The following is a 20,107-nucleotide window of genomic DNA, read 5'->3' on the forward strand; positions in this document are numbered from 1 at the left end:
AAGCTGCAAAAAAATCGGAGTTTTTACAAGCTCCGATTTCTTGCTTTCTGTGAAATTTCTCAAAAATTTCTTAAGTATGCAGTTTGACAGAAGGCGGAACCTTGTCATTTTTTGGCATTGGAACCCCTCGTCTTGCTGCTTCTACAAATCGACTTACCCGAATCGGATCAATTGAATTTTCGCGTTTCCCTTGCCGTTTCAGTGAACTCGAGACAATCACCCCATCGGCAACCTGCATCATCTGAGGCACATTTTCCCAATCTGCTCCACTGCCGACAAAGACAGGCGTGCCCTGAGCCGCATCTCGCGCTAACTCTAGATCTTCTAAGTTAGGCGGATCACCTGTTGCCCAACCGGAAAGAATCACGGCATCTGCCAAACCACGCTCGATCGTATCTTGCACTGCAACCGTGAGATTCGTCGAACTCAAGGGGCGCGCATGTTTCACCAACACATCGGCAAAAATTTTCACATCACTGCCCAATTCGCGCCGATAGCGCATCAACTCATGGGCGCGACCTTCAATCAAACCTTGATCGGTCGCCATGATGCCCGTCCAGACATTCACGCGAATGAACTGAGCCTGTGTACAAGACGCGATCGCTAACGCACTTTGAGCATCATTTCTCAAAACATTAATGCCGATCGGTAACGCCACCATCTGCATCAACCGCTGAATAATCACCGTCATTGCGCTGACAACAGCCGGATCAACGTGATCTTTCGGGAACGGTGCGTCAAAGAAATTTTCAACAATAATGCCGTCTACGCCGCCTGCGGCTAAGGCGGTTGCCTCTTGTTCAGCGCGATCGATCACGGTCTTCAAACTACCGCCCCAGCGCGGAGAAGTCGGCAGGGGCAGAAGATGAACGACACCAATAATAGGATTTGGAGTTTTGAATATTTGTTTTAAGTCCACAGCGCCCACAAAACCGACTTTCTAAGCAACATCAATATTGAAAATGATAACGCGATTCGGAATGCGAAATTTAAAATAGGATTTTCAACTCTGAGCGGACTCTTATGTTATTGCACTTATCGACCTGGTTAGAGGTTGAAGCATATTTAGAACGATCGACGGGAATTATTTTACCGATCGGCTCAACCGAACAACATGGACCGACGGGGCTGATTGGCACAGATGCGATTTGTGCAGAAGCGATCTCGCAAGGAGTGGGAGCCGAGATCGAGGCTTTGGTTGCGCCGACGATCCAGGTCGGAATGGCACTGCATCACACGGCTTTTCCGGGCAGTATGAGCTTACGACCAAGCACGATGATTCTCGTGATTCGAGACTATCTCACCAGTTTGGCGAAAGCTGGATTTCGGAAATTTTTCTTTATCAATGGACATGGTGGAAATGTTGCGACCTTAAAAGCCGCGTTTTCAGAGACTTATGATCATCTGTCGAATTTGGGCATTTCCAATGAAGTGCAGTGTGTGGTGAGTAACTGGTATGTGTGTAGCTCTGTCTATCAGTTGGCAAAAGAATTATATGGCAATCAAGAAGGTTCTCATGCGACACCGAGCGAAGTTGCTGTGACTCAATATGTCTATCCCGATTTCATTAAGTCTGCACCGTTGAGTGAACCAGTCGCGAAAGGACATCGGATCTATGGCGCGATCGACTTTCGACGCAACTACCCAGATGGACGTATGGGATCAAATCCGGCTTTGGCTACTCCAGAACATGGAGAGCAGTTGTATCAATTAGCAGTGAAAGAAATTAGCCGAGAGTATTTAACTTTTTTGGGGTAGTCGTCTGATCGCATTGATCTCCACTTATGCCGATAGAAGCTGATTGAGATGATCTAATAACTCTTCCATTGTCAGGGGAGGTAAGACGATCGTTGCAATTTCTTCTAACACGGGATCGGGTTGAGCTTGCTGATCGATCACAACAATCGAGACTTTCTCCTTAAATTTCTTCAAGCTTGACAGTTGCGCGATCGCCGATTCATCTAAATCCTCAGCGTGAATCAGCAAGAGATCAATACTCTGAGTGTCGAGCTTTTGCAGCACATCTTGCCACGATCGCGCAATCATTCCTCGGAATCCAGCCGTTTGGAGATATTGCATCACCGCTTGTAGCCAGTCTGAGCGCTTATCGGTCGTTTCGGTCGAGCGCAGCTTAGAAGACTCGATCGCTAATACCAACGGTCGCCACGCAAATCCTGCTGCCACTTGAATCACTTGTAACAGTGCAGAAGGCTCAGACGCATCTGAAATCGGAGCTAAGCAGGGAAAAACGGATAAGTTTTGGATCTGATTTGCCGCTTGAGTTGTAGCCGGATCAAGTGTGACCAAAGGCAACGACGCGAGGAAACTACAGTCTCCTAAGAGTTTGAGATAGCCGATTGGATCAGGGATAGCAGCATCGAGGAGTACAAGATTGGGTTTCCAAACTTGCGCTAAAAGTTCAGCTTGTTCTAAATCGTCCGCTTCGACCACCCGATAATTGTGGCTATGCAGCAAGGCATTCAGATCGACTTCTGAAACGGTTCCTAATCGGTGAAGTTCGCCATACCGAGTCGGACTAAGACGGAGAATCACCAATGTTTGAGGAGAGGATTCCACAATCGAGATCGGCACTTCATCCGGAGTCAGTTGATTGAGAACTTGCTGAAGCGATTTCTGAAGAATCGGCAATGCCAAAAATCCATCGGCATGATTGCGATAAGCTTGTTCTCGATCGCCCCGAGTTCCCGTGACAATTATCGGAATCTCTCGCGTCTGCGGTTCTGCTTTTAATAATGTCAAGACATCCCAACCCGATAAAGTCGGCAACAAGGGATTGAGAAAAACCGCACAAGGTTGGAGACGACGAGCTTTTTCAACTGCCTCCGTTCCCGATCGTGCAATCACCACTCGATATCCCAGGGCCGCTAATTGCTCAGACAGCACCTCGATCGACTTCACAACCGCTTCGACAACGAGGACTAAACGATTCTCGATCGCAGTCGGGGTTCTGAGAATCTGACCGCGCTGCACCACAATACTGGTCGTCGGTTGGGGATGCGTTGGCGGCAGTAACAGTGTAAATTGACTGCCTTGATGCTCGCGCGACACAAAGGAGACATCTCCTCCGTGTAATCGCGCCAAACGCTGGGTCAGCACCAGTCCCAATCCTGCACCTTCAAATCGACGAGTCAGGGGATTCTCAAGCTGCTGAAACTTTTGGAAAATTAGATGCTGCTTCTCAGCCGGAATGCCGATTCCGGTATCCCAAACTGTAAATGCAATCCAGCCTTCCCATCGACTGACCTGTAAACCAATCCGTCCCGATGGCTCTGTGAATTTCAGTGCATTGGACAGAAGATGCACCAGCATTTGACGCAGACGCAATTCATCAGCGACTAATGTTTCTAATCCGGGTTCAATTTCTAAGCTGAATTGAGCTAGATCAGCCGTCGCGTTCAACTTGGTGCGCGTCTCTGGCTTTTCTTCTTCAAGACAAAGCTGCTGGGCTTGCTCAACGGCGCGCTCACACAAGTTTTTGACATTCACCGAATACAACGTCAATTCAATCTGACCCGTCTCAATTCGAGTCAGGTCGAGAATGTCATTGACGATCGCCATTAAATGCCGACCGCTGCGGTGAATCAATTGCGCATAGCGAATTTGGCGATCGTTCAAGGTGCCCGACAGTTGATCTTTGAGCAGACTTGATAAGCCTAATACCGCAGTCAACGGCGTTCTTAATTCATGGCTGATGCAATTGAGAAACTCATCTTTGAGACGATTCAATTGTACTAAATCCGCATTTTTCGCGGCGAGTTCGCGAGAAAGTTGCTGTTGCTCAGTCACATCTTGCACTAAAACGAGCCACAACTCTTCTGCCGTCGATCGCTCAGTTGCCCGTTCTCCCCCCTCAAATGTGGCTAAATGAAAAGGCTGATGAACCGTTTCACTCAACGCCTCTCGACCCGATAGCAGCGCTCCGAGTGGAATTTTTGCAAACTGTAAAATTCGTTCCTGCCCATTCTTTAAAGGACAGACACATACGCAAGTATTGGGGTCAGATCCAAGCTGACATAATTTTGCAAGCAACGGATGATCGGCGGCGCTATCTTCTAGCACCGATGCAACATCACGCTGTACCCAACCTGTATCTACAAAATCTGTCAGTTGCTCGCTCCAATGTTGATTGCGTGCAATCACCCGTCCGGTGCTTGTCTGCAACATCAGCGGCAGGGGCAAATGCTCCAAAAACTGCATCAGTGTGGTCTTCGTTTCGAGTTCAGTTAAGGCCAATTGAGCAGGCGACAAGCCTAACTCTAGCGATTTGGAATAACCCATCTCGGCAATTTGGACTTGAATTTTTTGCTTCAGGCGAGTCGAAGAAGACTCAGGTTCAACAGAAGCCTCGGTTTTTGCTTGTCGCCAGAGCGATTCAGATGAAGGCTTATTCGGCGATCGAGTCGAAATGACTTCGACCCACAAGCGCAAATAAACACTATCGACTAATCCTAAAAATCGCTGTTCTGCATCAAGAACAGCCCAATATCGCATCGGACTGACAAATTCGAGCTGATGGAAAGAGAGAGTGTCTGCGATCGTGGGCAACTCTTCCACACATTGAGCTAAGTGGGGGTCATTTTGGCGCGCATGAGACAGTAAGCGATGAGCATGAATCACGCCAATCGGAAATTGCCGCTCATTGATTAACACCAAGCGGTCGGATCGATACTGCCCCATGACCTCGATCGCTTCCGCCAGAGTCGCTGACTGAAAACAAACCGGAGCAGGCTCGATAAATTCACGAATCGAGGGTGGATATATCACTCTCTTCTATCCTGCCGAGCGGCACAACGCATCGCAAACCAGTGCTGCTTCTGATCTTAATCGCTTCTCAACCGCTGTAGACGGTAATTTAGCCGACAAACGCACTGCCTGAAATGGAGATTAATTAAGTGCAAATGTAAATGCTTCAAACGAAGCGAAAATTCAAAAAGAAATTCAAATCTATCTCATTCAGCGTAATTGACGCTCGAATGGAAAGCGTTTATGTAATGATAGTTAACAGTTCGCCAAGTCTGTAAATCTATATCAATACAAATTCGAGAGTTTAATGGCACTTTCCTCTTATCCCAGGCAAGTCCTGGCTCGGAGTGTCAAAATAGAACGATCAGATAACAAGCGCTAACGGTTCCTTCTACAATTCTCCCTTGATAGCCCTAGTTTCCTCGATCGTGCGTCCTCAACTTTCGATTGGCGTATATCTCAACTCTCCAGCGTTGCCGCAATCACTGGAGCAAATTCTCACTAGCCACGAGTGCTATGCCATGACTGTGGTCGAATCGACCCAGGACTTTTTTCAACTCATTCAGCAGCACAAACAGCAGCTCGATTGTCTAATTTTGCAAGACAGTTCTGAACTGCCTGCGATTATTGAATGGCTTCACAGCCAAGCCACATTGTTACCTGCGATTTTAGTCGAATCTGAACCCCACACCACTCGTGCACCGGATTTCACATTTTTGTATCACACGGGCGAAGTTTGGGCGACTCTAGCTGACCTCGAACAGGTTGACAATCTGATCGCAAACGCGATCGAAGGATTTCTCAATCTCTCACCGTCTTGTCAGATCCCCTGTGAAACGGCTCCGCCGGATCTGACGCGGGATCTGACGACCCAGAATTTTCTCATGCTGCAACAGCGGCGGCTGACCGAAAAACTGCATGAGCGGCTTGGATATTTAGGGGTCTATTACAAACGCAATCCTCAGTCTTATCTGAGAAATCTTCCGCCTCAAGAGCAACATGAACTGATCGAGGCGCTGCGGCTCGAATACCGCGCGATTATTTTGAGCTATTTCACGGACGAGAACGACCTCAATCAGCGCATTGACAACTTTGTGAATGCCGCCTTTTTCGCAGACATCTCGGTCGCCAAAATTGTAGAAATCCACATGGATCTGATGGACGAATTTGCCAAACAGCTAAAATTGGAAGGAAGAAATGAAGAAGTTTTGCTGGATTATCGACTGACGCTGATTGATACGATCGCACATTTATGTGAGATGTATCGGCGTTCTATTCCGCGTGAATCTTAACTTAGAATGCGGATTTTGACTGTAATGCTAGTCGTAATCTAGAGTGAATCGAGATCGATCAAACTATGAGTCCTTTAAAGAAGACCTACGTCTTAAAACTATACGTCGCTGGGAATACACCAAATTCAGTTCGGGCACTAAAGACGTTAAATAACATTCTCGAAAAGGAGTTTCAAGGAGTCTATGCGCTGAAAGTCATTGATGTTTTAAAAAACCCGCAACTTGCAGAAGAAGACAAAATCCTCGCGACTCCAACCTTGGCAAAAATTCTGCCACCGCCTGTGCGCAAAATTATTGGCGATTTGTCTGATCGAGAAAGAGTCTTGATCGGTTTGGACTTGCTCTATGAAGAACTGCGAGAAGAAGAGCTTGACTCGTAATCGCTCTGGAATTGAACGGCTTATTTACAAGTTTTGTGGTAAATAAGTGAAACAGCATAATCTAACCCTTTGAGATCCTCTGATACTTAGGAGCTTGCTCCATTTTGTCTGACCCTAATCCTATGACTTCGATTAATCAAACCGAACCGCGTAATCCCGCTGATCTTTCTAGCGTGCGAAAAATTCGTACGCTGATCGAAGGCTTCGACGATATTAGTCACGGAGGACTGCCCGTTGGTCGCACAACCCTCGTCAGTGGCACTTCTGGAACAGGCAAAACGTTACTCGCAGTACAGTTTCTCTATAACGGAATCACTCAATTTGACGAAGCAGGTGTGTTTGTCACCTTTGAAGAATCCCCTGCTGACATTATCAAAAACGCCTATAGCTTCGGATGGGATCTACAACGATTTGTAGATGAAGGAAAACTGTTTATTCTCGATGCGTCTCCTGATCCTGAAGGTCAAGATGTCGTCGGAAATTTTGATCTTTCAGCTTTAATTGAACGAATTCAATATGCGATTCGGAAATACAAAGCGCGGCGGGTGTCGATCGACTCTGTGACGGCGGTATTTCAGCAGTACGATGCCGCTTCGGTAGTGCGGCGAGAAATTTTTCGCCTCGTGGCCCGGTTAAAGCAGGTCGGGGCAACCACGATTATGACCACCGAGCGCGTTGAGGAATATGGTCCGGTCGCACGCTTTGGCGTGGAAGAATTTGTCTCAGATAATGTCGTAATTGTGCGCAACGTCCTCGAAGGAGAGCGGCGCAGAAGAACGATCGAGATTCTCAAACTTCGCGGGACAACTCACATGAAAGGGGAATACCCTTTCACGATCACGAATCAAGGGGTCAATATCTTCCCGCTAGGTGCGATGCGCCTGACTCAGCGATCGTCGAATGTGCGCGTCTCGTCGGGGGTCAACACCCTAGACGAAATGTGCGGCGGTGGATTCTTCAAAGATTCGATCATTCTGGCAACGGGCGCAACCGGAACCGGAAAAACACTGCTGGTTAGCAAATTTTTGCAGGAAGCGTGTCAAAGAGGCGATCGCGCAATCTTGTTTGCCTACGAAGAATCGCGGGCGCAATTGTCACGAAACGCCTACTCGTGGGGCATCGACTTTGAAGAACTCGAACAACAAGGATTGTTAAAAATTATTTGTGCGTATCCTGAGTCAGCAGGCTTAGAAGATCACTTGCAGATTATTAAATCGGAAATTTCGGAATTTAAGCCGTCCAGGATTGCGATCGACTCGCTTTCTGCCTTGGCGCGAGGCGTCAGTAACAATGCGTTCCGACAGTTTGTGATTGGCGTGACCGGATTTGCGAAACAAGAAGAGATTACTGGATTCTTCACGAATACGACCGATCAGTTTATGGGATCGCATTCGATTACCGATTCGCATATTTCTACGATCACCGACACGATTATCATGCTGCAATACGTCGAGATCCGGGGCGAAATGTCGCGTGCCTTGAACGTGTTTAAGATGCGGGGATCTTGGCATGACAAGGGAATTCGCGAATACACTATTAGTGCTCAAGGTCCAGAAATTAGGGACTCGTTCCGAAATTTCGAGCGAATTATTAGCGGTTCACCGACTCGGATTGCAGTCGATGAGAAAGTTGATCTGTCACGAATTACGAAAGGATTACGCTCAGAAGACAAATAATCCAAGGCTCTTAACGCGATCATCAGACTTGATTAAGTTGAATTCCAAAAAAATTAATCGATTTAAGTTGTAATTTTCTATCAAGATGTAGTGTGAAGAACAAAAATAATGGTTCAAAAAGAGGGATGATCAGAGTGGGTTCTTGACGAATTTGAAAATGAACACTGCAATGACCTGAATGAGCTGGAGAATTTATCAGCTCGTGTGCAAATTGCCCTAGGACGCAGTGCTTCCGGCTCAACAGTTCATAGAATCCAGTTTTGCTCTTCGTTTCGGACATTCTCATGACCATTTACGTTGGAAATCTTTCATACCAAGCGACCGTAGACGACCTGAAATCGGTCTTTGCCGAATATGGCACGGTAAAGCGGGTCGTCCTGCCTACCGATCGCGAAACTGGACGGATGCGAGGCTTCGCATTTGTGGAAATGGAACAAGACGCGCAAGAAGATGCCGCAATTACTGACTTAGACGGGGCAGAGTGGATGGGTCGGCAGCTTCGAGTCAATAAAGCGAAACCGAAGGGAGAGTAAATCTAAAACCGAATACATCGCACCTTTGCATCGTTGAGTAAAAGCGCTTTCCGGCAATTCAGTTGGAAAGCGCTTTTATTGCTTTTGAAGCCATGCAGTTATGCTGCGCGACGGGTTAAGAGTCCCCACAGGAAAATTGCTACAATTGCGCCTAAGACTGCAATCAAAATTCCACCAATACTGAGGGATGCTGCGGTCAGATTCAGCGCGCCCGTGGTTAGGAAAGTATAGAGACTTCCTCCAACAAAGGCACCAATGATGCCTAGGATAATTGTTCCGAGAATGCCGCCGCCTTGACTACCCGGATAAATTGCTTTCGCGATCGCCCCTGCAATCAAGCCTAAAATAATCCACGCAATCAGATTCATAATTCAGTGCCTCTTAAAAGTTTTTAGCCCATGAGTAGAAGGTATCAATTTGCCTCGGATTTACCCATCTGCCATCAGAGTTAATCAGAGAAAACCTTAAGGAGGAGAATGCCTGATAGAATTACGAAATGTAAAGCTGTTGGGATATTGAGCGATCGTATGCAAACTCTGCGCGTGTTTTTTGGACTGTGTCTTGCCGTCCTCGTGATGATTGGAATGCCTGGAATGGCTCATGCTGCGAGTTCTAATGCAACTCGCGCGATCGATGATGTTGCAGCAACAACAAAGGACTATTCGGGACAAAATTTAATTCGGGCTGAGTTTGCTGCGGTGCGATTGCCGAATAGTAATTTTAGCAACGCTGATCTCAGGGGTGCGGTATTTAGCGGTTCAGATTTAAGAAATTCAAACTGGAGTGGAGCAGATTTTAGCGATGGCATTGCTTACATTACAGACCTGTCTGGTGTAGATCTCACAGATACCGTTCTGACTTCTGCCATGATGATTGGTTCGGTATTGAAGGGTGCGAAGATCACGGGCGCAGATTTTAGCTTTGCAGTGCTCGATCGTCCGCAAGTGGTCGAACTTTGTAAGACTGCCAGTGGTGTGAATTCAAAAACGGGAATCAGTACTCGCGAATCGCTAGAGTGTCCTTAATTTTCCTGATTAAATCGTTCTAAGATACGGGTGACGATCGCAACGCTAATCGAGCACAAAACTCGTTAGTGTGCGATCGTGATAAATGTCGCCCTTATCTGTCCGATGCTTTTCATATCCGAGTTCCTGACCTGTTTAAGTTCCGCATCCCCTAGATCTTGTCTCGTCATTGCGCTAGGTGGCTTGTATCCGTTAGCCTTTGCTTCAACAGCACAGCGATCTTTTGCACAGGTTATTCCCGATCGTACCTTGCCGCAAAATTCGCTCGTCACAGATACCTTAGTCACAGGCGGAACGAAATCAGGCACAAACCTTTTTCACAGCTTTCAAGATTTTTCTGTCAAGGGATCAATTCTCTTCGTTCCAGATCCAGACATTCGCAACATCATTACTCGCGTCACAGGCAATCAGCGATCGCGGATTGATGGCATCCTCGCAGTTAACGGGAGAGCCAACTTTTTCTTAATCAATCCGAATGGCATTACTTTCGGTCAAAATGCTCAACTTGGCATCAATGGTTCATTCTTTGCCAGTACTGCACAGAGCGTGAAATTTTCAGATGGCAGTGAATTTAGTGCAAAATCGCCTCAAGCTCCACTCCTCACGATGAGTGCTCCCATTGGCTTACAGTTTGGGACTCGTCCAGCTAGCATTGAGCAAACGGGTTCGCAATTGCTCGTGCCACCAGGGCAAACTTTAGCTTTACTGGGTGGAGATGTGCTGGTGAATGGGGGGAGTCTCATCGCAAATTCTGGAAAAATTTCGCTAAAGACTGTAGACCGTCCCGAATACGTGAGTTTGTCTGAACCGAGTAACTTACGACTGGGAAATCTTGAAATTTCGCATCAAGCACAACTTGATGCCAGTGGGCTGGGTGGGGGACGCATTGAAATTGATGCAGGCAACGTCGTCCTGAGTAATGCTCGAATTGTCTCTCTTACGGTTGGCGATCAAGATGGGCAAGGAATTTCGATCCGATCCAATCAGTTCCGACTCCAAGATGGCGCACAAATCGCAGCTATCACAACTGGATCGGGAAAAGGTGGCAATATTGATATTTCTGCAACTGAGTCTTTTAGACTACGAGGAATTGATTCTGCACTTTATCAAAGAGACGTAGCGAGTCTCATTCAGACTGGAGTGCTAGATCTGAATAGTCCAACAATCGCCATTACAAACAGTACTTTTGGTCAAGGTCAAGCGGGAAATATCTCAATTGTTGCAAATCAAATCCAGTTTGAGAATGGCATTGGAATTGGTGGAACCACGCTACAAGCCGGACAAGTTGGAGCAGTCAATTTACAGGCAAAAGATATCAGGATTGCAAGTGGATCAATCGTAACCTCAACATTTCGAGGCAGTACAGGAGCAGCAGGCAATATTAATATTCAAGCCGATCGCTTAACCGTTCGAGAAGGTGCAGCGATTACGACGAGTACATTTGGTCGAGGTAATTCTGGCAAGATTAATCTGAATGTGAAAGATACAATTACCCTAGCAGACACTCCAAAAGGCAGCGCGATTCAGACTGCGATCGGATCAAATGCTTTTGGAGAGAATCAAGCACAAGCAGGCAATATCAGCATTAAGACGGGCAGACTCTTAGTTTCTGACGGAGCTGGAATTAGCGCTGGTTCCGGTGGAGCATCGGGTACAGTTTTAATCTCACCAACCGGTGGAAAAGCTGGAGATTTGGAGATTTCAGCAACCGAATTGATTGATGTATCCGGGATTTCTGAAGTCTTAGCAAATGGCACTCAAACTTCTAGCTACCTTTCAACTGATACTGGCACAAGTAGTCAGAGCGGCAACCTTTTTATTCAAACTCCTATTTTGCGAGTCCGAGATGGAGCGAACATTTCGGTAGGGTCACTGGGATTTGGTCAAGCAGGTACTTTGACCATTAATGCCACCCGGATCGAAGTGTCAGGACGCAAAGGAGATTTACCCAGTCGAATTCAAGCGTCTACTGGCAAACTTTCTTTTTCTTCAATCATCAATCCCAAAGCAACTTCCGATGCTGGGGATTTAAATCTCAACGTGCGAGAACTATCGATTCGAGATGGTGCAACTGTCACCGTAGAAAATATTGGTTCTGGCAAAGCTGGCAATCTGAATATTAATGCCGATCGGATCTTCGTCAATAATGGCTCAAGTATCGATGCCAGAACTGGGACTGCGGGAGGCGGAAACGTGAATCTGCGATCGCAACTCATTCTCTTACGTCGCGGAAGTAACATTCAAACCGATGCAAATCTCTCTAATGGCGGCAATATCACCATTAATACTGGACTTTTACTCGCAGTGCCAACCGAAGATAGTAACATTACTGCAACTGCGCAAGGCGGTCGTGGTGGGAATATCAACATTGCGGCTCAAGGCATCTTTGGCTTGCAGCAGAGTCGATCTCTGACCTTTAACAGCGATATTACTGCTAGCTCAAGAATTGGGTTGGATGGAACCGTAACACTGACGACATTTGGCACAGAACCCAACGTGAGCACTGATCTTCCAGGGACTCAGATTATCTCTTCAGATCAGATCTCCCAGACCTGCACTCGCTTAGCTAAAACAGGTCAGTTTGTGATTACAGCCAGAGGAGGATTAGAACCGCCTGTGAGTGAAGTTGTGCAATCGACTCCGGTTTGGATGGATGAAAGAGCGAGCACTCACTCACTTAGCTTACAAAAATCTATGCCAGAAATGATAGAAGCAACCGGATGGGTGAAGCGAGCCGATGGAGAGATCATGTTAGTTTCTGAATCTACTCATCGTCAGATTCTAGCATCCTGTCTCTTGCCATCTCGTGCTGCTCATGGCTCATGAAAAAGATACTCGGCTTTCCAGTCTCATTCTGTTCATTTCTACCCTTACTTTCAGGCTCTCAAACATTACTCGCTCAGATTGTTCCTGATGCAACACTGTCTCAACCTTCGATCGTGAACAACAATACGATTCAAGGTGGAACACGCTCTGGAACAGCCCTCTTTCACAGCTTTAAAGAGTTCTCAATTCCAACAGATAGCCAAGCTCAGTTTCTCCCCGATGCTCAAGTTCAAAACATTATTTTGCGCGTCACAGGCAATCAGCGATCGCTCATTGATGGCACGCTCTCAGTCAATGGCAACGCTAATCTCTTCTTTCTCAATCCCAATGGCATCACCTTCGGGCAGAATGCTCGCTTGGCAATCAATGGCTCTCTGATTGCCAGTACCGCCGATAGCTGGACTTTCTCCAATGGCAGCGAATACAGTGCCAGAAACCCTCAAGCTCCTCCACTTCTCACGATTAGCACGCCTATCGGCTTACAGTTTGGCGCTCGTCCAGGAAACATTGTCCATCAAGCTAACCTCTCGCTTCCTCCTGGAAAAATACTCGGACTCGCAGGCGGAGAGATTCGGCTCGACAATGCGAGCTTAAACAGTCCGAGTGGCACGATTTTCTTGGTCAGTGCGATGCAATCAGGCACGCTGCAACTGCTGACAACGGGGCTTGGAGAAACGAACATCGAACAGTTTGGCAATATTGAGCTATCAGGAGCGAGTGCGATCAATGCCAGTGGTTTGGGTGGTGGATCTGTTCAGATTCGCGGCAATCAAGTCACACTGCGGGATCAAGCCACGATTTTCTCGGATACGATTGGTGCGATCGACGGTCGAGACATTGAGATTCAGTCCAATCAATTTAGCCTGCAAGATCGGGCTGTAGTTCGAGCCTTTACGGTTGGCTTTGGAAGCGGGGGGAATTTATCGATTCGAGCCAAAGATGCGATCGCACTTACTGGCATGGGCTATCCAGCTTTTGAGCAGAACCTTTTAGGAAATTACCTGTTTGGCAATCTCGATCCGCGTACTGTAGAGAGTGCAATTTTGACAGGAACCGCCGGATCTGCGCGAGGGGGCAATCTGACGATCTCAACTCCACAACTCAGCCTAAAAGAAGGATCTGCAATCGTCGATCTCACACAAGCATCAGGCGCAGGAGGAAATTTATCAGTTCGAGGAGCAGATACGATCGAGGTCATCAGTTCTTCACTTGGAACGCTCGCCAGTGGAGATGGAAAATCTGGAGATGTCCAGATTCAAACCAGACGCTTGAACGTAAGTAACACGGGAATTATTACGTCCGGGACGATCGGGTCAGGAAATAGCGGAAATCTAACCATTACTGCCGATACAGTCAAGGTCAGTGGCGCATTTCCTCAAGGGGTCGTCGCATCCAATATTGTCACGTCTACTCTGGCAGGAACAGGGAACGCAGGCAACTTAACGATCAATGCTCGGCAAATCCACATTGAGAATGGAGCCTCGATCGTCAGCGAAAGTGGCGTGAATCTCGGAGGCAGCGTTTTGGTCAGTTCTGGAAAAGGGGGGAACGTCATTCTCAATGCATCGGATGAAATTCGCTTATCAGGAGTCGGTCTACCTCAAAGTCCGAATAGTTCAATCTCGACGCTGACATTTGGGACAGCCCAAGCAGGAGACATTTATATCAACACTCGTCGGCTCCTGATTTTCGATCAAAGCTTGATCGAGGCTTCGAGTTTGACTTTCGGCAAAGGCGGAAACATTACGATTAATGCCTCTGAATCCATCCAAATTGTGGGAAATCTCAATCGTGTGATTGGAATTAATACGAATGCTGAAGGAGGTGAGCCGTTCACGAACACCAATTCGGCTGGAAATATTAGACTTCGCACGTCCAAACTCTCACTGAGCAATCTTGGACAAATTAGTGTCTCAAGTTTTGGAAAAGGGGCAACTGGATCAATTGATGTGCAGGCAGATACGATCGAACTCAACAACAGTCGAATCAGCGCCACAACTCGCGCAGGCAGCAAAGGCAATATCGGAATTCAGGCACAAAATATTGTGCTGAGAAACGGCAGCCAGATTCAAACCAATGCAGGAGATTCAGATGGTGGCAACATTGATCTTCAAACCAAAATTCTGTTGGCAATTCCATTAGAAAATAGTGATATTACAGCAGACGCACAGGCAGGTCGGGGTGGCAATATCACTATCAAGACTCAAGGTATTTTTGGCTTTCAGCTAGGAATTACCTCTGATTTCAGTGATATCAATGCGAGTTCTGGACTTGGGCTAGATGGCACAGTCAAACTTACATCTTTTGCACAGGAACCTACGATTAGAAGTAATTTGCCGAATGGCATGGTCGATCGTTCGACTCAAATTGCTCCAACTTGTGCAAAGGTTGCAACCACCAGTCAGTTTGTCGTCACACAGCGAAGTGGCTTAGAGCCCAATGTGAATGAAGCGGTGCAATCAACTCCAGTATGGATCGACGTTCGAGGTGAGCGATCGCACAAAATACTTCAAGAATCTGCCCCTGAAATTACAGAAGCATCCGGATGGGTGAAGCGAGCCGATGGAGAGATTATGTTAGTCTCAGAATCGGCAAATCGCCCAATTCTGAATCCCTGTTTGATTCCTGCTCGTGCTGATTCGGCTCCATGAAAAAGATACCGTGTTCTCTCGTCTTATGTGGCGTATTGACTTACGGGCTTGCAACGGCTCAAAAGTTACAGGCTCAAATTATTCCAGATGCGACACTGCCCCAGTCTTCGATCGTCAATCAAGAGACCATCACAGGCGGGACTGCTTCAGGAGCAACGCTTTTTCACAGTTTTCAAACGTTTTCAATTCCGACTGGGGGAGTCGCTCAGTTTCTACCGAATGCCGGAATTCAGAACATTGTGACTCGCGTGACGGGAACTGAACGATCGCAAATTAACGGTTTACTTTCAATTCAAGGTCAGGCGAATCTTTTCTTTCTCAATCCGAATGGCATCACCTTCGGGCAAGATGCTCGACTCGATATCAATGGTTCATTCATTGCCAGTACGGCTGACAGTTGGACATTCTCCAATGGCGGCGAATTTAGTGCGAGAACTCCGCAAGCTCCACCTTTACTTAGGATTAGTACGCCCATCGGCTTACAGTTTGGCACTCGTCCAGGGAGCATTATCAATCAAGCCAGGCTAACCCTTCCACCCTTGCGAACGCTTGGATTCGTAGGCGGAGACATTCGGTTCGATCAGGGGAGCTACACCAGCCTTGGCGGCAATATTTTTCTGATGAGCGCGATCGCTCCTGGGACGGTTCGCATCGCACCCGATTTGAGCCTGGGAGAAAGTAGTCTCATGTCACTTGGCAAGATTGAACTGTCAGGAACATCCGCAGTGAATGTGGGTGGATTGCGAGGAGGAGCCGTTCAGATTCGGGGCGGGGATGTAATCGTACGCGATCAAGCGAGAATTTTCTCGGATACGGTTGGCGCGATCGACGGTCGAGACATTGAGATTCAAGCCCATCAATTTAGACTTCAAGATCGGGCTGTAGTTCGAGCCTTTACGGTCGGCACTGGTACTGGAGGAGATATTACAGTGCAGGCGAAAGATACTATCGCACTCACCGGAGCAGGCTATGAAGCTTTTGATCGGAACTATCTCAAGGTTCCTTTCGATCGCACTGTGCAACCGAACAACTTAGAAAATGCGATCTTAGCGGGAACCTTTGGTCAGGGAAACGCAGGCAATCTCACTCTGGAAGCGCGACAGGTCAGATTAGAAAATGGGGCAGTGCTTGGCAATCCGACTCAGGGAGCAGGAGCAGGCGGAGATTTAACAATGCGGGTGGCTGAGAGCATTGATGTGACTAGCTCTGGAATTGGCACAACGGCAATCGATCGCGGCAAAGCCGGAGATCTCTCAATTCAGACAGGCAGTTTGCGCTTAAATCGTACCGGGGTTATTACCGCAATTACGCTGGGTGACGGAGATAGTGGAAGGATTACGATTCATGCAACGGATGACGTAATCGTTAATGGGGGAGTCAGAGATGGCTTCTTGCCATCGTACATTGCCACCACGACAATTTCTGACAAGGGCAATGCCGGAAATTTAGAGATCAATGCTCGACGCATTCAGATTGAAAACGGTGGCACGATTTCAACTTCAAGTGGATCAGCCGTGGTCGATCGCATTTTTGTCAGTTCTGGAACGAGCGGAAATCTTACCCTCAATGCTTCCGAAGAGATTCGGCTAGACGGCATTGGATTAAACCGAGACTCTGCCAGTCTAATCGCGACTAATACATTTGGCAGTGCGAACGCAGGCAATATTCATCTCAATACTTGGCGCTTCGTGAGCCTGGGTCAGAGTTTCGTCGTGGCTTCTACATTTGCATCGGGACAAGGCGGCACAATTACGGTCAATGCTTTAGATTCCATCAATATTGTTGGGCAACCGAGTGATTCCTTTGGAATTGGGACGTACTCCGGTAAGTCATCTTTTCTCACTATCTCCCAATTGCCGACGGCAACGGGCGCAGCAGGAGATGTGAGACTCTCCACTTCACAACTATCGATTCAGAATAACGGACGAATTAATGTTGACAGTATTGGCAGTGGCAATGCCGGAACGATTCAGGTGAATGCGAATGTCATTCGATTAGAGAATGCCGGAATTACTGCGACCACGAATTCTGGAGGAAAAGGCAATATTGATCTGCGATCGCAGTTGATTCTGCTGAGAAATGGTAGCCAAATTACAACTAGGGCAGACAATTCGGATGGCGGCAACATTGATATCAAGACAGGTGTTTTGGCAGCGATTCCCAAAGAAAATAGCGACATCACTGCAAATGCTAAACGGCAAGGCGGAGCAATCAACATTACAGCTCAAGGAATCTTTGGCTTCCAGCAAAGTCGATCGCTGACCTCAAAAAGTGAGATTACGGCAAGTTCTGAGATCAAGGGTCTTGATGGAACAGTCACCTTAACGACTTTTGGAACTGAGCCAAACGTGACGGCTGAACTCCCTGTTACCGTGATGGAGAATTCTGCCCGGATTGCTCAAACTTGTGCAAGATTTGCCAAAACCAGTCAGTTTGTAATGACAGAACGAGGAGGATTAGAGCCTTCGATCAGTGAAGTTGTGCAATCGACTCCCATCTGGCGAGATGAACGAGATGGCAAGGCTATTGAACATGGGAGCGAACAATCTGCGATCGTCGAAGCAACTCAATGGATTCGACAATCCGATGGCACGATCGCACTGGTTGCTGCTGCTCCTTATCCTCAAACAACGATAGACTGCTCGGCAGGAGAATCGAAGTGAAAAAACAGTATGTTTTAATTCTGTGCCTGAGTTGTTTTCTAGCACTGATGTTGCAATATCCAGGATTTGCACAACTCGCGACAGCTCAATCTTTGAATGAAACAGGACGACAACAATTTGAGCAGGGACAACCTGAACTCGCCTTGGAAAGCTGGCAAAAAGCGGAACAAGCTTATCGCGATCGCAAAGATCAGACCGGAATTCTCGGTTCTCAACTCAATCAGGCTAAAGCACTTGAAGCTTTAGGATTCTACCGTCGTGCTCAACAGCTTTTAGAACGCTTAACGTCCACTCAGCAACCTGATTCCACCCTAAAAGCCAATCAATTTCTAACATTTGGCAAGAATCTACGACTGATCGGAGACTTTGCAGGCTCTCAACAAGCTTTAAAGAAAAGTTTAGAGATTGCTCAGAAGGTTCAGGCAAATTCTGATATTCAAGCAGCGCTTTTACAATTGGGCAATACTGCGATCGCACAACAACAATTTGAACTTGCACTGAACTTACTGCAGCAAGCTACTACTTACGAAGGTGACTTACAACATGCAGCACAACTTCAACAAGTTAGAGTTCTCCAAAAGCTTGATCGCGCAACTGAAGCCGCAACTATCATCAAAACATTGCAAACTCAACTTACAGCCCTCCCTGCCACTCAGCAAACCCTCTATGAAAAGATTGAGCTTGCCTCGATCGCATCAGAAACACTGAATTCAGCACAGCTACTAGCTGCGACCATTCAAGATGCCAGACAGCTTAAAAACAAACGAGTTGAATCTTATGCGCTCGGAACTTTAGCACACTTATATGAACAATCGAAACAATGGTCAGAAGCCGCTCAACTGACTGAGCAAGCTTTAAGATTAGCAAAACAGTTAAACATTCCAGAAATTGCGTACCAATGGCAGTGGCAACTCGGCAGAATTCTCAAAGCACAGGGCAAAGTCCAACCTGCTGAGATTGCTTATGCAGATGCAATCGATTCGCTCAAAACTCTACGTCGAGACATTGCCGCCATTGATCAATCGATTCAATTCTCATTTCGCGAACAAATCGAACCCGTCTACCGCGAATTCGTCGATCTGCTTCTCGTCGAGCAAACGCCTCCCGAGAACCTGAGAAAAGCTCGTCAAGCCATTGAATCCTTACAATTAGCAGAACTTAACAATTTCTTCCGAGAAGCTTGCTTAAATGCCTCAACACAGCCGATCGAATCGATTGATTCAACGGCTGCCGTCATCTATCCAATCATTCTTCCGAATCGACTAGAAGTTATTATTTCGCTCCCGAATCAACCTCTGAAGCACTTTGCCACCATGCGATCGCAATCCGAAATCGAAGATATTATCTTCAAAATGCGGCAATCTCTGCGTCCGACATCTTTTGATCAAGAGCGGCTTCCACTGGCTCAAACCTTATATTCGTGGCTCATTCAACCTACGCAGGCAGACTTAGAGAAGGCTCAAATTAAAACGATTGCGTTTGTACTTGATGGCTCGCTCCGCAATATTCCGATGGCAGCCCTGCATAACGGACAACGCTATCTCATCGAAGACTATCGAATTGCAGTGACCCCAAGTCTGCAGCTTTTTGCAAGTCCAGAACCGAAAAATACGCAAGCTTTAATCGCAGGATTAAGCAAACCTGTGCAAGATGAAGATGCACTGCCAGGCGTTCAGCAAGAAGTTGAGCAAATTCGCTCAATGCTACCCTCAAAGGTTCTACTCAATGAAACCTTTACCACTCGATCGTTTAAGACAACCACAGAAGACTCTCCTTTCTCGATCGTACATCTTGCCACTCATGGGCAATTTAGCTCCAATCCAGACGATACTTTTCTCTTAACTTGGGATGGTCGCATTAACTTAGAAGAACTGAGAACTATCTTGAACAATCGCGAGCTAGAACAATCCACATCTATTGATCTCCTCATTTTAAGTGCCTGCCAAACGGCTCAAGGTGATCGTCGTTCTGCGATCGGTCTTGCGGGTGTCGCAGTTCGTTCTGGCGCTAGCAGCACCCTTGCAAGCTTATGGACAGTAAACGATACATCAACGACATCGTTTATGATTGAATTCTATAAATCTTTCCTCAGCACTGAGAAGCCCTCTAAAGCAGAAGCTGTTCGTCAAGCCCAACTGAAACTCCTACAGAGAGCGGAGTTTCGTCATCCTTACTACTGGGCATCTTTTGTTTTAGTAGGAAGATGGATATAAAGATTCGGTAATGAATGTCTAGTACCTTCTCGACCAAGTAAAAAACTGTAGTAAAAAAGATTGTCTGCTATAAGCTCCCGGCAT

The 20,107-nt window shown here is 47.0% G+C and carries 13 protein-coding genes; 10 read left to right on the top strand and 3 right to left on the bottom strand.

Annotation, left to right across the window (positions count from 1 at the left end):
• Nucleotides 1-70: 70 nt before the first annotated feature.
• Nucleotides 71-919, bottom strand: coding sequence for a photosystem I biogenesis protein BtpA (btpA, locus tag J0L70_RS08120; protein WP_026148847.1), 849 nt, complete (start codon nt 917-919; stop codon nt 71-73).
• Between the two features lie 104 nt (nt 920-1,023).
• On the opposite strand from btpA, the gene J0L70_RS08125 reads away from it, so the two are divergent.
• Nucleotides 1,024-1,758 (top strand): creatininase family protein, encoded by a 735-nt coding sequence (locus J0L70_RS08125; RefSeq protein ID WP_287453989.1) that lies wholly within the window; start codon nt 1,024-1,026, stop codon nt 1,756-1,758.
• Between the two features lie 24 nt (nt 1,759-1,782).
• On the opposite strand, the gene J0L70_RS08130 is transcribed toward J0L70_RS08125, so the two are convergent.
• Nucleotides 1,783-4,785, bottom strand: a complete 3,003-nt coding sequence (locus J0L70_RS08130; protein WP_287453990.1) for an ATP-binding protein — start codon at nt 4,783-4,785, stop codon at nt 1,783-1,785.
• Nucleotides 4,786-5,168: 383 nt separating this feature from the next.
• Here J0L70_RS08130 and J0L70_RS08135 point away from each other — a divergent pair, with 383 nt between their 5' ends.
• The 4 genes from J0L70_RS08135 (at nt 5,169) to rbp (ending at nt 8,645) form a co-directional block, all read left to right on the top strand.
• Nucleotides 5,169-6,056 carry a circadian clock protein KaiA gene (locus J0L70_RS08135; protein ID WP_353736623.1) on the top strand — a complete coding sequence of 296 codons (888 nt, stop codon included), beginning with the start codon at nt 5,169-5,171 and terminating at the stop codon, nt 6,054-6,056.
• 65 nt (nt 6,057-6,121) lie between these two features.
• On the top strand, nt 6,122-6,436 hold the full coding sequence (gene kaiB, locus J0L70_RS08140; RefSeq protein WP_287453991.1) for a circadian clock protein KaiB: 315 nt from the start codon (nt 6,122-6,124) through the stop codon (nt 6,434-6,436).
• 122 nt (nt 6,437-6,558) lie between these two features.
• Nucleotides 6,559-8,112: a circadian clock protein KaiC gene (gene kaiC / locus J0L70_RS08145; RefSeq protein WP_287453992.1), complete on the top strand. Its 1,554-nt coding sequence runs from the start codon at nt 6,559-6,561 to the stop codon at nt 8,110-8,112.
• 284 nt (nt 8,113-8,396) lie between these two features.
• A complete protein-coding gene (gene rbp / locus J0L70_RS08150) occupies nt 8,397-8,645 on the top strand; it encodes an RNA-binding regulator (RefSeq protein ID WP_017289889.1) in 249 nt (82 codons plus the stop codon).
• A gap of 98 nt (nt 8,646-8,743) precedes the next feature.
• On the opposite strand, the gene J0L70_RS08155 is transcribed toward rbp, so the two are convergent.
• Nucleotides 8,744-9,013: a GlsB/YeaQ/YmgE family stress response membrane protein gene (locus J0L70_RS08155; RefSeq protein WP_017289890.1), complete on the bottom strand. Its 270-nt coding sequence runs from the start codon at nt 9,011-9,013 to the stop codon at nt 8,744-8,746.
• Between the two features lie 108 nt (nt 9,014-9,121).
• Here J0L70_RS08155 and J0L70_RS08160 point away from each other — a divergent pair, with 108 nt between their 5' ends.
• From J0L70_RS08160 to J0L70_RS08180, 5 genes are all read left to right on the top strand, one after another.
• Nucleotides 9,122-9,670, top strand: coding sequence for a pentapeptide repeat-containing protein (locus J0L70_RS08160; RefSeq protein WP_225885682.1), 549 nt, complete (start codon nt 9,122-9,124; stop codon nt 9,668-9,670).
• 105 nt (nt 9,671-9,775) lie between these two features.
• Nucleotides 9,776-12,496, top strand: coding sequence for a two-partner secretion domain-containing protein (locus J0L70_RS08165; protein WP_287453994.1), 2,721 nt, complete (start codon nt 9,776-9,778; stop codon nt 12,494-12,496).
• Nucleotides 12,493-15,147 (top strand): two-partner secretion domain-containing protein, encoded by a 2,655-nt coding sequence (locus J0L70_RS08170; RefSeq protein WP_287453995.1) that lies wholly within the window; start codon nt 12,493-12,495, stop codon nt 15,145-15,147. The genes J0L70_RS08165 and J0L70_RS08170 overlap by 4 nt, the downstream gene beginning before the upstream one ends.
• Nucleotides 15,144-17,810, top strand: a complete 2,667-nt coding sequence (locus J0L70_RS08175; protein ID WP_287453997.1) for a two-partner secretion domain-containing protein — start codon at nt 15,144-15,146, stop codon at nt 17,808-17,810. The genes J0L70_RS08170 and J0L70_RS08175 overlap by 4 nt, the downstream gene beginning before the upstream one ends.
• Nucleotides 17,807-20,023 (top strand): CHAT domain-containing protein, encoded by a 2,217-nt coding sequence (locus J0L70_RS08180; RefSeq protein ID WP_190648668.1) that lies wholly within the window; start codon nt 17,807-17,809, stop codon nt 20,021-20,023. Before J0L70_RS08175 ends, J0L70_RS08180 begins: the two co-directional genes overlap by 4 nt.
• Nucleotides 20,024-20,107: the final 84 nt, after the last annotated feature.

Source organism: Leptolyngbya sp. UWPOB_LEPTO1, from assembly GCF_017302695.1.
Lineage (GTDB): Bacteria > Cyanobacteriota > Cyanobacteriia > Leptolyngbyales > Leptolyngbyaceae > Leptolyngbya > Leptolyngbya boryana.

Bases quoted from the DNA above. Each gene is read 5' to 3' on its own strand.
- J0L70_RS08125 (WP_287453989.1), top strand. From the start codon at position 1,024: ATGTTATTGCACTTATCGACCTGGTTAGAGGTTGAAGCATATTTAGAA.
- kaiB (WP_287453991.1), top strand. From the start codon at position 6,122: ATGAGTCCTTTAAAGAAGACCTACGTCTTAAAACTATACGTCGCTGGG.
- J0L70_RS08175 (WP_287453997.1), top strand. From the start codon at position 15,144: ATGAAAAAGATACCGTGTTCTCTCGTCTTATGTGGCGTATTGACTTAC.
- J0L70_RS08170 (WP_287453995.1), top strand. From the start codon at position 12,493: ATGAAAAAGATACTCGGCTTTCCAGTCTCATTCTGTTCATTTCTACCC.
- J0L70_RS08155 (WP_017289890.1), bottom strand. From the start codon at position 9,013: ATGAATCTGATTGCGTGGATTATTTTAGGCTTGATTGCAGGGGCGATC.
- J0L70_RS08165 (WP_287453994.1), top strand. From the start codon at position 9,776: ATGCTTTTCATATCCGAGTTCCTGACCTGTTTAAGTTCCGCATCCCCT.
- J0L70_RS08160 (WP_225885682.1), top strand. From the start codon at position 9,122: ATGCCTGATAGAATTACGAAATGTAAAGCTGTTGGGATATTGAGCGAT.
- kaiC (WP_287453992.1), top strand. From the start codon at position 6,559: ATGACTTCGATTAATCAAACCGAACCGCGTAATCCCGCTGATCTTTCT.
- rbp (WP_017289889.1), top strand. From the start codon at position 8,397: ATGACCATTTACGTTGGAAATCTTTCATACCAAGCGACCGTAGACGAC.